This is a genomic window from Microbulbifer variabilis (genome assembly GCF_052468405.1).
Window position 1 is genome coordinate 2,738,133 of record NZ_CP174343.1, and the last position, 12,539, is coordinate 2,750,671.

The following is a 12,539-nucleotide window of genomic DNA, read 5'->3' on the forward strand; positions in this document are numbered from 1 at the left end:
ACGACGACAGCCCAACTCAGGACAGTGCCAGCCAGACTCCCACCAGTAACATCAATGTACCGGAGATGCGATTGATCAAGCGCACATTCTCAGCACGTTCCAGCAGACGACTGAGTGCCTGACCACCTCCAGCGTAAATCAGCAGACACAGGGTTTCCAGCAACAGTATTGTGGCAAGCAGCACGGAGAGTTGCGGCACCAAAGGTTTACTTTGATTGATAAAGGGTGGCAATAAGGCAATGAAAAAAGCCCATCCTTTAGGGTTGGCCACAGCAGTAACAAACCCTTGGGCCACTAACGCTTTAGGCGAAGGCCGTACACGCATAGCCCCCCGGCCTCCGCCATCAATGGCGGCCAATTGCCCTCGCGAGCGCCACATTTGCACGCCCACCCAAGCAAGATAAGCACCGCCACAGTATTTGAAAACCTGAAATACTGTCGGGTACTGCACCATCAGCACTGCAGCCCCAAGCACTGCAGCCAGAGCCACTAGGGCTACTCCCGCCAGCTCACCAACCATCATCCACAAGGTGTGGCGCACCCCCAGTGTAATTCCCAGGCTGAGCGCCAACATCATGCACAATCCCGGCGTTACCGAGGCAAAAAAACTGGCTGGGACAAAAAGCGCGAGTACAGACAGCTCCATTTTACTTCCCAGTGATGGGTACCATTGTGGTTACCGTAATGACTAACAAGCATTCCTGCCAACATAAGGCCACAACCGATAAGCTCACGGGCATTCAGCACTTCATTGAGGAATAGCCAGCCCGCCGCCAGAGCAAACACCGCCTCCAGACTCATAATTACCGTGGCGTGGGAAGGCGCCGCATAGCGCTGGGCCAGCAATTGGAAAGTAAAGGCCAGTGCCGTGGAAAAAATCATCATATAGGCGATGGGCCAGGCTGCATCCACAGCCGACTGTATTGTTGCTTCTTCAGTGAAGAGGGACGCCAGGGCTGACAACAAGCCGCATACCAGGAACTGAATACAGGCGAGACGCAATGCATCGTAGCGCTTCACCAGATGATCGGCCGACAACACCTGTATAGCGAATACGAAGGCACTCGCGAACACCATTAAGTCACCGATTAATTGCGACTCTTCAGCAAAGTCCGCCAGCCAATAGAGGCCGAAAAGGGCAAGAGCAATGCCCACCCAAGTCCAGCGATTGGTTTTGTGGCCGAGGGACAAACCGATCACTGGCACCAATAGCAGGTAGAAACCGGTAATAAACCCAGCCCGACCAGCGGTTGTATAGAGCAAGCTCACTTGCTGCAGCGCCGCACCAAGAAACAGCCAGAAACCGAGCACAGCACCGCCGGGCAAACAGGCTTTCCAACGATGATTAACATGCTTGCCGCCCACTTCACCGGGCTGGGAATCCCTGCGAGAAGACAACCAATAAACGATCGGCACCAAAATCAGGCCACCGAGAATAAAGCGCCATGCGTTAAATGCCAGCGGCTCAATATCCGCCATAGCGACCTTTTGTGGCACAAAGGCGACACCCCAGAACAGGGCGGCCAATAACAGCAGGACTTCAGCCTGGACTTGTTTCCGTTTCACTTCTTCTACTTCCAACGACGTTTTTAAGCACAGCCGCGAATACGCTCCCCGCACTTCGCGATTTTTGAAAAGGTGACTCTTATACCGCCTCCAGCAGGTTCACCATTAACTGTAGGGATTCCCGCCCGCGAAATTCATTGACATCCAACTTGTAGGCCAAACGCACTCTTTCGGCAGCCTGCGGCCACTGATCTATGTCCACATTAAAGGCGATGGCATCCAGTGCCAGTTGCGGAGCCTGTGGTGGGGCAACCACTATTTTTAGGTGGCGCTCACCAACGATTCGCTGTTGCAGCAGCAGAAACTCCCCATCGAAGACCGGCTCGGGAAACGCCTGGCCCCAAGGGGCGCAGGCGCGCAACAAGGCTGCAGTTTGCAGGGTGTAATCTGCAATATCCAATTCACCATCAGAGTCGATCACTGCCTGTAATTGATTTTCATCCAGGCGGTTGCGCACTGCCCGCTCAAACTCGGTACGAAAGGCACTGAGGTGCTCCGCCGGCAAGCTCAAACCCGCGGCCATGGCGTGACCGCCGAATTTACTGATCAATTCAGGATTGGCTGCAGCCACATCGCTCAGGGCATCGCGGATATGTAAACCGGGAATGGAGCGCGCAGAGCCTTTCACCAGGCCATTATCCCCTTCTGCAAAGGCAATTACCGGGCGGTGGAATTTCTCCTTGATACGGCTGGCGAGGATACCCACTACCCCCTGGTGCCAATTAGTATCGTAGAGGCAAAGACTCCAGGGAATCTCCCCCTCAAGCTGTAATTCTTCCAACGCCGCCAGGGCTTCCCGCTGCATACCCTGCTCTATTGCCTTGCGGTCCCGGTTGAGCCTATCCAGCTCCCCCGCCAGCTCTCGGGCCTCATTGGGATCGCGGGTCAGGAGGCAGCGGATGCCGGTACCAATATCATCCAGGCGCCCGGCAGCATTGATCCGCGGCCCCAGGGTAAAACCGATATCTGTAGTGGAAAGCCTTCGCTGATCGCGCCCCGCCACTTCCAACAGTGCGGAAATCCCGGGCCGGCAACGGCCGGAACGGATACGGGCGATACCCTGGTGCACCAGGATGCGATTGTTATGATCCAGAGGCACCAAATCTGCCACAGTGCCTAATGCCACCAGGTCGAGGTACTCAGCCATATTCGGCGGGACTATGCCACTCTGTTCAAACCAGCCGCACTCCTGCAGAGCACTGCGCAGGCGGCTCAACAGATAGAAAATCACTCCCACACCGGCGAGATTCTTGCTGGGAAAATCACAGCCCGGTTGGTTTGGATTGACGATGGCATCAGCCTCTGGCAACTCACTGCCCGGTAGGTGGTGATCGGTTACGATCACCGTCATCCCCGCCGCCTTGGCCGCTGCAACTCCATCGATGCTGCTGATGCCGTTATCTACTGTGACCAGCATATCCGGGGCATAATCTTTGGCCACTTCAACGATTTCCGGGGTCAACCCATAGCCGAAATCGAAGCGGTTCGGCACGAGGAAGTCAACACCCGAAGCTCCCATGGCCCCCAACGCCAGTACGGCGAGCGTGCTGCTGGTAGCACCGTCGGCATCGAAGTCACCGACAATCAAGATCTTCTGTTGCGCTCGCACGGTTTCCACCAGCAGTGTCACCGCTGTATCCAGCCCCCGCATCAACTGAGGTTGCTGCAGCTTGGCGAGACTGTGGTTCAGGGCCTCCTCGCTGACGATACCGCGACCAAGCAGTACCCTCTGCAAAATTTTGGGAGTTTCAGAAGCAAAACGGCCAGTGGAAAAATCCACTGGCCGCCGCTGAATTGTTGTATTCATTCTCTCTCAGCTATTTTTAATCCGGCCGCCAAGTCCCTCGCTGCGCCAGCTAGTGCCCTTCGGACAACATGGTCGCCATATAGTCGTGCACTTGGGACAAGTCGTTGGGCAGCACCTTGAATCGCTCTTCGCGCTGCCAGAGGTCCTGCATATGTGCCGGTAAGGGAATTTTAGTTTGTGGCAGTGCCTGCGCCACAGCATCGGGGAATTTTGCCGGGTGTGCAGTGGATAAGCAAACCATTGGCTGCTCAGCAGAGCGGCGCACCCTTCTTGCGGCCTCGACACCAATAGCGGTATGGGGATCGAGCAGATAGCCGGTCGCCTGGTACTGCTCACGAATCACCTCAATAGTACGCGCATCGTCGACCCTATAGCTGGAAAATGTCTTTTGGGCCTGCGCCAGGGCCGATTCGCTCAAGTGCATAGGTACACTGCGATCTGCCAGCAACTCCGCCACTGCGGCACCATCGCGGCCGTAGAGATCAAACAGCAGGCGCTCAAAATTGCTCGACACCATGATATCCATGCTGGGCGACAGGCTGTGTATCAGCGGCTTAGGGGTGTGGTCGTTATCGCTGATGCAGCGGTGCAGGATATCGTTGGCATTAGTGGCGATCACCAGTTGATCGATAGGCAGCCCCATCCGCTTCGCCAGGTAACCGGCAAAAATATCGCCAAAGTTGCCAGTGGGCACGGAGAAATTTACCGTTTTATCTGATGCGCCCAGGCGCAAGGCCGCGTAAAAGTAGTAGACAATCTGCGCCATAATACGCGCCCAATTAATGGAGTTCACCGCCACTAAACGGCGCCCATCGGGTAAAAAGGACTGGTTGGCGAAGCTGGCCTTCACCATATTCTGGCAATCGTCGAAATTACCTTCCATGGCGATATTGAACACATTGTCCGACAACACCGTGGTCATCTGCCGGCGCTGCACCTCTGAGACCCGGTTATGGGGATGCAAAATAAAAATATCGACATTGTCGCAGTGGCGGCAGCCTTCAATCGCCGCCGAACCGGTATCCCCGGAAGTAGCTCCCATCACCACCACGCGCTCACCACGCTTTTTCAGCAGGTGGTCGAACAACTGACCGAGAAACTGCAGGGCAAAATCTTTAAAGGCCAGAGTTGGGCCGTGGAAAAGCTCCAGAATCCACTCGTTGGTATCGGTCTGCACCAAAGGCGCTACCGCCCTGTGACGAAACTGACCCTGCCCCAAACCATAGGAGCGCTCGATAATATCGCGTAGCTCCCGCTCATTGAGATCCTCTCCCACAAACGGCCGGATAATTTCAAAAGCCAGCTGCTGGTAATCCAGACCCGCCATAGCCGCAATATCCTCTCGGGAAAATTGCGGCAGTGACTCCGGTACATAGAGGCCGCCATCACTGGCAAGCCCGGTGAGAACAGTATCGGCAAAAGAGAGAGACGGCGCGCGGCCGCGAGTGCTGATAAATTTCACGGTGTTAATTGGCTCTCAAACTTAGCGGGATGTACAGAAAACTGGCAACGCTCCTCTCGGGAACAGCACCAAATAAGCGACAAAGGTAAGGATCAGCCAAGGCTTTCCACGCGAATTCGCACCACATCACCCTCAACCGTATCCAGGGCTTCAATCTGAACGACTGCTTCACGCAGGCAGGCCTCTCTGGCGCGGCTGGTCAGGATCACCACCGGCACCAACTCCTCACCTTCCGAAGGCTCGTGCTGAATCAAGGCCTCAATACTAATACCCTGATCACTGCAAATAGTGGCCACCTTAGACATAACACCGGGCTTATCATGGGCAGATATGCGCAGATAATAGCTGGTAACCACCTCTTCTTCCGGCAGCACCTGAGTATCTCCCTGCTCGGTAAGTGCCACCCCGGCAGCGGGCACTCGCTGGTCTGGCCTGGCATCGAGGGTACGCGCCACATCGACAATATCAGCAATCACAGCTGAAGCTGTGGCCTCCGCACCAGCACCAGCGCCGTAATACAGGGTCGGCCCAACCGCATCACCATTCACAAGCACAGCGTTCATAACCCCATTTACATTGGCAATCAGGCGGCGCTGGGGGATCAGTGTCGGATGTACTCGCAGCTCCACCCCTTGATCTGTACGGCGGGCAATACCCAAATGCTTGATTCTATAGCCGAGTTCATCGGCATAGCGGATGTCTTCGCTGGAGATGCGGCTGATGCCCTCGGTATACACCTTGTCGAAAGCGAGCGGCATAGTGAATGCCAGAGAAGCCATAATCACCAGCTTGTGCGCTGCATCAATACCTTCCACATCGAAAGTGGGATCGGCCTCCGCATAGCCGAGCGCTTGCGCCTGGGACAGCGCCTCAGCGAAGCTGCGGCCCTTATCGCGCATTTCGGTAAGAATATAGTTACCCGTGCCGTTTATAATACCCGCGAGCCACTGAATCCGGTTGCCGACCAGCCCCTCGCGCAAGGATTTTATAATCGGAATACCCCCAGCCACGGCAGCCTCATAGGCAATAGTGACTCCTTTGCTGGCAGCTAACTCAAACAGTTCATTGCCATGCTCGGCTATCAGCGCTTTGTTAGCAGTAACAACATGCTTGCCATTCTCTATGGCTGCTAATACCAGCTCACGGGCCACAGTAGTGCCACCGATTAACTCCACCAGAATGTCGACATCGGGATTGTTGGCAACATCGAAAATTTCCCGCGTTACATTCAGTCGGCTGGTGTCACAGTCCGGGTTATCCCGGCGCGCCCCAACCTGCTCAATAGCCACCGGGCGCCCACAGCGTGCGGCCACTTCCTCCGCATTGCGTGCCAGGACATTGATCGTCCCACCACCCACTGTGCCCAGGCCGCACACACCAATTCTCACTGCACGCTGCGTTTTTCCTGCAACCACCCGACCAACTGCCCCCGCAGACTCTTCAATTGTTGCGCTCACAAATTCCCTCCGCGCATTTGCTCCCGGCCCAACGTAACCACACTAAAATATCACTCCGGGGCACAGCGCAATAAATATCAACAAAGTCGACAAAAGATCGACAACCTTACCGAGAGATACGCAATAAATCCAATTAAATTGCGCACCGGCTTTAGGCATCCTCAAATAAGGGCATTTGACACTTCTGTCACCATAAAACACTTCTTGAAACAGATACCATCCTCAGTAGATGCTATATAAGCATCTACTAGCATCAGGTGCCAACAACCTGCGAAATTGCATATACCGCGTCTTTTCCAGAAAAATGGGCGCCCTGAAAACTGACTCAGATAGCGGTCGAGTAATGAAAAAAACTCTTATCCTGTACACTGGCGGAACCCTGGGCATGCGTCGAAGCGAGTCCGGCTACATCCCGGATGCCGATTTGGAAGGCGCTCTAGAACGCCTTTTACAAGATGCCATTGGCCAGCTCCCAAGCTATGACTTTCAGGCTCTCGACCCACTGCTGGATAGCGCTAATATGCAGCCTCGGGACTGGTATCGTATTGCCACCCTGATACGCGACAACTATAGCCAGTACTCCGGCTTTGTCGTGTTGCACGGTACCGACACCATGGCCTATACCGCATCCGCACTCTCTTTTGCGCTTCAGGGCCTGGCCAAACCAGTACTGGTTACCGGCTCGCAGATTCCCCTGAGGGAGATGCGAAGCGATGCTTACAACAACCTGATTGCCGCCCTTTTGCTCAGTGGTTCCGATGAAATCAAGGAGATCTGTCTCTACTTCAACGGCAAACTGTTGCGAGGTAACCGCGCTGTTAAAGTGAGTTCAGGCTCACTGGATGCCTTTACCAGCCCGAACTATCCATGCCTTGGTGAAGTGGGCATTCAGATCAATATTGATCGCAACGCCCTACTGGAACCCGGTGATGCTACACAATTCCAAATCCCGGAATCCGCTGATGGCGATGTTGTACTAATAAAGCTTTTCCCCGGCATTTCCTCCCTCTTCCTCAGTAAGGTCATTGAACATCGCCCGCGAGGCCTAGTGATAGAGACCTATGGTACCGGTAATGCACCCACCGATGACTGTGCCTTTACCTCACAACTGGAGAAAGCTACGGAGTTGGGCATTATTTGTGTAGCCGTATCCCAGTGCCTCGAAAATGTAGTAGACCTAGGCAAGTATGCAGCGGGCTCTGCCTTATTACGCGCAGGTGTTATTGGTGGATTGGATATGACCAGCGAAGCTTGTTTTGCCAAGTTAAATCACTTATTAGCTATGGGCTATCCAACCGATAAAATCAAAGAACTGATGGAAACTTCACTGTGTGGAGAGTGTACCCCCAGTTAAATAGAGTACGAAATCGGCATACCCAGGGAGTGGTTAACAAAATATTGGGAAGGATTTTCCGGGCATTGGAACCAGAAGCAGATAATCGATGAGTAACGACTTCTCACAAAACTTGCGCCTTTTGTGCAGTTTCTACCGCTCAATCGCCGAAGTGTGCAGGCGTATGGAGGTTAATCGGGCGCAATTTAATAAATATCTGAATGGTCATACCCAACCTTCGCAGTACACTCTCAATAAAATCTGCCATTTTTTTGGGGTTGAGCCTCACGAAATTATGATGCCTCATGAACAGTTTGATCAGATTGTTCGTGTACGCAGCACACCCTCAAGTATAAAAGAAGCAATACGCCCATACAGTCCGGATATCGACATTCTCATGCGTGAATCCCAGGGCCGGGCGGATAAGTACCTGGGCTTCTATTTTGAGTATCACTACTCCATGACCTTTCCGGATCATATTGTTCGCAGCCTGCTACATATAGAGTCCGATGGAGATGGCTATTACTTCCAGCGCTTTGAGCGTATGCGCTATCCAAACAGGGAGGAATGGTACAAATCCCGCTATAAGGGAATGCTCTTTTTTCTTTCTGAGCGCATATTCCTGATTGGTTACGAAGCCCTGACACGAAATGAGATAGCACAAACTATTCTCTACCCAACCTATAAGAGCCGCGTCAGTTATTTATCAGGCCTCAAGCTTGGTGCTTCCGCCAATGACAGGCGGGAACCCGTCTGCACCAAAGTGGTTTTGGAATCCCTTGGACGAAATATCAGTATTAAAAATGCATTGAAGCTTTGCGGCGTTTTTGGTCCGGACTCAGGTGAAATCAACTCGAATATCCGTGAAAACATCCAGACCTCAACTACTGAAGGCCCGCAGAATTTTTTTGCCACCCCACTTTAAACAACAAGGCCCCTTTTCACTTAAGGGGTCAATTTACCACAACAAAAAGGCGAACCTCAGAGCAAAGTAAACCTTGCTCTCTACGCGCTCGCCCACATGCAGATAAAGAGAAAACAGGAATCAATATGACCAATGATTTCCATACACTAAAACCCATGCCCGTATTCAGCGCCGGCAGCGCAACACGAGTTGAGCGCGACCTGCTGGGGGAGCGTGAAGTGCCTGCAGATGTTTATTTTGGCATCCAGACACTGCGCGCCCTGGAAAATTTCCAGATAACGGGAATTACCGTGAATCACTTCCCCAACCTGGTAAAAGCCCTGGCGATGGTCAAAAAGGCTGCGGCACAGGCCAACCGGGAACTGGGCTATCTTGAAAACAACCTGCAAACAGCCATTGCGGGCGCCTGTGATGAAATTATCGACGGCAAACTGCACGACCAGTTTCTTGTGGACATGATTCAGGGGGGGGCCGGCACCTCCACCAATATGAATGCCAATGAAGTTATAGCTAATCGCGCACTGGAGCTGTTGGGGCATAGTAAAGGCGAATACCAAAAAGCCCACCCTAACAACCACGTAAACCTGTCACAGTCCACTAACGATGTTTACCCAACCTCCATCAACCTGGCCGTACTGCTTAGCTACAACGATTTGGTACAGTCTATGGAGGTTCTCTGTGTCGAATTCGATAAAAAGGCCGAAGAATTCGCTCAGGTTATAAAAATGGGGCGTACCCAGCTGCAAGATGCTGTCCCCATGACTCTGGGGCAAGAGTTTGCTGCCTTCGCCGCAACCGTTCGTGAAGATGTCGCCAGAGTCAAGGAGCTGGTGACACTGTTTACAGAAATCAATATGGGCGGTACCGCGATTGGCACAGGCATCAATACTGACCCCGAGTACCGCCAGTTAGTTGTTTCAGCCCTTTCTGAAATTTCCGGCATAGATTTTGTCTGCGCAGAAAATCTGGTTGAGGCGACTTCCGATATGGGCGCCTTCGTAATGTTTTCCGGCGTGATGAAACGTATCGCGGTAAAAATCTCAAAAATTTGCAGCGACCTGCGCTTATTATCCAGCGGCCCACGCGCCGGCCTCAATGAAATCAACCTCCCACCAATGCAGCCCGGCTCATCGATTATGCCCGGCAAGGTAAACCCCGTAATTCCAGAAGTGGTTAACCAGGTCGCCTACCAGGTAATTGGCAACGATCTGACCATTACCCTGGCAGCAGAGTCCGGCCAGCTACAGTTAAACGTTATGGAACCTGTAATCGCCTTTAACCTGCTGCAGTCTATGCGACTGATGACTCAAGCTATGGATACCCTGGCACAACGCTGTATCAGTGGCATCACCGCCAATGAGGAGCACTGCCTGCAGATGGTGGAAAACAGCATTGGCCTGATCACTGCGGTAAATCCATTTATCGGCTACGAAAATGCGACCCGTATAGCCAAACAAGCATTGATTACCGGGGCCAGCGTGAAACAGCTAATTTTAGAAGATGGGCTGCTAAGCGAGGAGGAACTCAATGATATTCTTGCTCCGGAAAATATGACCCAACCCAGGAAAGTATCCTTGAAAAGCCCTGCTTAATAGAGAGACGCCGGCAGCTCAGCTGCCGGCTTATCAGGCTCGGAAAGGATTAAATACCCAGCTCCTTAACTAAAGATGCCGGCGGTAGATAACCCGGTACCACTCGACCATCTTCCATTACGATAGTAGGCGTACCACGGACATCAATCGCCTCATTGCCGAGCTTGTATTGAGCCGCCACTGGATTGTTATCGCAAACCTTAAGGGGCACATTCTCCCGGTTTTTCAGAGCGGTCAATGTTTTATTACTGTCGTCAGCACACCATGCGGTAGCGAGCTTGCGGTACCCCAGAGACTGCAAACCACCTCTCGGGAACGCTAGGTAGCGCACCTCAATACCACGTTTATTCAGCTCAGGCACATCCTGGTGCAGCTTGCGGCAATAACCACAATCCACATCGGTAAATACATAGATGCTCGCCTTGGTCTCCCCCTTCGGAGAGAACACAATCATGTCCTTAACATCCTGATTGCCCATCACCTTGGCCCGATGACCGGCCCTACGCGTCTCAGAGAGGTTAGCGAGGCCACCTCCACTCTTCACCTGAAACAAGTCGCCGTAGATAAAATGACCGCCGTCTTCTGAGACAAATAGGGTAGTGTTGCCACCATCTACATCCACCTCATAGAGTCCTCTAATTGGGCTCTTACGCACATCGCCATAAGTGGCCTTGGGGTTACCAGTCTCCAGGCGAGCCTTTATGGCTTTTGCAACATTTGCGTCGACTTCCGCCAGGGCCGCAGATCCAAGCAGGCCGAGCAGTAAACCAGCAAATGCTAGTGGCTTCTTGATAAGCATCATTACCGATTGCTCCTTAAATTCTCAATGGGCTTCGACTCAAACGTCGGCCTTCAGTTCCAGCCAGTATGGCAGCTAATTACCGTAACCGGTCTCAATGGCGCGTTTTAACATATTCAGGCACAGGGAACTACGCCCTAATGCCAAGGTTGTGAGCTGAACAACCGAAACTTACAAATATTTGTTTTTATGTGAGGATTGGGATTTCCGGGCCTCACCAGCCTTTATCCACCACCGGCTGGCCACTCACTTACCCTGCCAGGTTGGCGGTCACTCCCACAAGAGCTGATTAGAGGGTAAATGACCTAAGGGTCCCATCGCTCAAAATCTATCAGGCACAAAAAAGCCGGGGCCATTTGGCCCCGGCTTTTTCGTGAGCTGCTAGAGAAGTACTTAGTTAAGCTTCTCTTTGATACGCGCCGCTTTACCAGTCAGGTTGCGCAGGTAGTACAACTTAGCCTGACGCACGTCACCACGACGCTTCACCTTAATACTGTCAACCAGCGGGCTGTGAGTTTGGAAAGTACGCTCTACACCAACGCCATGGGAGATTTTACGCACGGTGAAAGAGGAGTTCAGGCCACGGTTACGCTTACCGATAACCACACCTTCAAACGCCTGCAGACGCTCACGGTTACCCTCTTTTACTTTTACCTGAACGATTACAGTGTCGCCCGGTGCGAAAGGAGGTACCTCGCTCTTCAGCTGTTCCTGCTCCAGCTGTTGGATAATTTTGTTAGTCATTTGGATTTGCTCCCAAATAGAGTTTGTGTAGCTTCTCAGCTAGTTCACCGAACTACTCCCGCCTCCCGGCGAATCCGGCATCAATTTTTTAGGACTTCTGCTCCTGCTGAATTTCCTCCAGCAACTGCTTCTGCTCCTTATTCAGCTCCATCCCTTCCAAAAGGTCAGGGCGGCGCTGTTGTGTGCGCACCAGTGCCTGCTTGAGGCGCCAACGGCGTATTCTTTCATGGTTGCCCGAGAGCAACACTTCCGGCACCGCTACGCCCCGATACTGCTCTGGCCGGGTGTAGTGGGGACAGTCCAGCAGCCCCGAGGAAAAAGAGTCCTCAACTGCAGACTGATCGTGTCCTAAAGCACCGGGAATCAGGCGGGTAATCGCATCCACCATCACCATAGCAGCCAATTCGCCACCGCTAAGGACATAGTCACCAATAGACCACTCTTCGTCGATCATTGATTCGACAATGCGCTCATCTATCCCCTCATAGCGCCCAGCCAGCAGAACCAGATTACCAGCTTCGGAAAGGTCTTCGACCCCGCGCTGATCCAGTTGCCGCCCTTGGGGAGACAGATAGATACTTCGTACAGCCTTACCATCCTCACCGGCCCAGCTGCGAGCAGCCTGTAAAGCCTGGTAAAGGGGTTCAGCCATCATCACCATTCCGGGACCACCGCCGTAAGGTCGATCATCCACAGTGCGGTGTTTGTCACTGGTGAACTCCCGAGGGTTCCAGCAGCGCACTTCCAACAGGCCATCTTTCACAGCCCGGCCGCTGACGCCATACTCGGTCAATGCGGCAAACATTTCCGGGAAAATGCTTACCAGAGCGATTCTTTTTGTCATCGCCCAAACG

The 12,539-nt window shown here is 53.0% G+C and carries 11 protein-coding genes; 3 read left to right on the forward strand and 8 right to left on the reverse strand.

From position 1 onward, the window contains the following. Positions 1-16 precede the first annotated feature (16 nt). From ACJJJB_RS12555 to ACJJJB_RS12575, 5 genes are all read right to left on the reverse strand, one after another. Complete coding sequence (locus ACJJJB_RS12555) at positions 17-646, reverse strand: LysE family translocator (RefSeq protein ID WP_353376543.1); 630 nt, start codon at positions 644-646, stop codon at positions 17-19. Next, entirely contained in the window at positions 592-1,566 is a 975-nt protein-coding gene (locus ACJJJB_RS12560; RefSeq protein ID WP_445365006.1) for a DMT family transporter, read from the reverse strand. The genes ACJJJB_RS12555 and ACJJJB_RS12560 overlap by 55 nt, the downstream gene beginning before the upstream one ends. Positions 1,567-1,645: 79 nt before the next feature. Next, entirely contained in the window at positions 1,646-3,373 is a 1,728-nt protein-coding gene (gene recJ, locus ACJJJB_RS12565) for a single-stranded-DNA-specific exonuclease RecJ (RefSeq protein ID WP_445365007.1), read from the reverse strand. A 49-nt stretch (positions 3,374-3,422) separates the two neighbouring features. Further along, a complete protein-coding gene (gene thrC / locus ACJJJB_RS12570) occupies positions 3,423-4,835 on the reverse strand; it encodes a threonine synthase (RefSeq protein ID WP_444946377.1) in 1,413 nt (470 codons plus the stop codon). A 92-nt stretch (positions 4,836-4,927) separates the two neighbouring features. Beyond that, positions 4,928-6,250 (reverse strand): homoserine dehydrogenase, encoded by a 1,323-nt coding sequence (locus ACJJJB_RS12575; RefSeq protein WP_445366287.1) that lies wholly within the window; start codon positions 6,248-6,250, stop codon positions 4,928-4,930. 385 nt (positions 6,251-6,635) lie between these two features. On the opposite strand from ACJJJB_RS12575, the gene ACJJJB_RS12580 reads away from it, so the two are divergent. From ACJJJB_RS12580 to aspA, 3 genes are all read left to right on the forward strand, one after another. Next, complete coding sequence (locus ACJJJB_RS12580; RefSeq protein ID WP_282952851.1) at positions 6,636-7,646, forward strand: type I asparaginase; 1,011 nt, start codon at positions 6,636-6,638, stop codon at positions 7,644-7,646. 88 nt (positions 7,647-7,734) lie between these two features. Beyond that, complete coding sequence (locus ACJJJB_RS12585; protein ID WP_353376538.1) at positions 7,735-8,550, forward strand: helix-turn-helix domain-containing protein; 816 nt, start codon at positions 7,735-7,737, stop codon at positions 8,548-8,550. A gap of 125 nt (positions 8,551-8,675) precedes the next feature. Beyond that, positions 8,676-10,142: an aspartate ammonia-lyase gene (aspA, locus tag ACJJJB_RS12590; protein ID WP_020413503.1), complete on the forward strand. Its 1,467-nt coding sequence runs from the start codon at positions 8,676-8,678 to the stop codon at positions 10,140-10,142. A gap of 49 nt (positions 10,143-10,191) precedes the next feature. Here aspA and ACJJJB_RS12595 read toward each other — a convergent pair whose 3' ends face one another. The 3 genes from ACJJJB_RS12595 to trmD all read right to left on the reverse strand — a co-directional run bounded on the left by ACJJJB_RS12595 (position 10,192) and on the right by trmD (position 12,529). Next, entirely contained in the window at positions 10,192-10,944 is a 753-nt protein-coding gene (locus tag ACJJJB_RS12595; protein WP_020413504.1) for a DsbC family protein, read from the reverse strand. Positions 10,945-11,334: 390 nt separating this feature from the next. Then, a complete protein-coding gene (rplS, locus tag ACJJJB_RS12600; RefSeq protein ID WP_281165165.1) occupies positions 11,335-11,691 on the reverse strand; it encodes a 50S ribosomal protein L19 in 357 nt (118 codons plus the stop codon). Between the two features lie 82 nt (positions 11,692-11,773). After that, positions 11,774-12,529, reverse strand: coding sequence for a tRNA (guanosine(37)-N1)-methyltransferase TrmD (gene trmD / locus ACJJJB_RS12605; RefSeq protein WP_282952849.1), 756 nt, complete (start codon positions 12,527-12,529; stop codon positions 11,774-11,776). Positions 12,530-12,539: the final 10 nt, after the last annotated feature.

What these genes read in the sequence shown, in the direction of transcription:
- ACJJJB_RS12555 (WP_353376543.1), bottom strand. Translation starts at nt 646, where the DNA reads ATGGAGCTGTCTGTACTCGCGCTTTTTGTCCCAGCCAGTTTTTTTGCC.
- recJ (WP_445365007.1), bottom strand. Translation starts at nt 3,373, where the DNA reads ATGAATACAACAATTCAGCGGCGGCCAGTGGATTTTTCCACTGGCCGT.
- ACJJJB_RS12580 (WP_282952851.1), top strand. Translation starts at nt 6,636, where the DNA reads ATGAAAAAAACTCTTATCCTGTACACTGGCGGAACCCTGGGCATGCGT.
- ACJJJB_RS12585 (WP_353376538.1), top strand. Translation starts at nt 7,735, where the DNA reads ATGAGTAACGACTTCTCACAAAACTTGCGCCTTTTGTGCAGTTTCTAC.
- aspA (WP_020413503.1), top strand. Translation starts at nt 8,676, where the DNA reads ATGACCAATGATTTCCATACACTAAAACCCATGCCCGTATTCAGCGCC.
- ACJJJB_RS12595 (WP_020413504.1), bottom strand. Translation starts at nt 10,944, where the DNA reads ATGATGCTTATCAAGAAGCCACTAGCATTTGCTGGTTTACTGCTCGGC.
- trmD (WP_282952849.1), bottom strand. Translation starts at nt 12,529, where the DNA reads ATGACAAAAAGAATCGCTCTGGTAAGCATTTTCCCGGAAATGTTTGCC.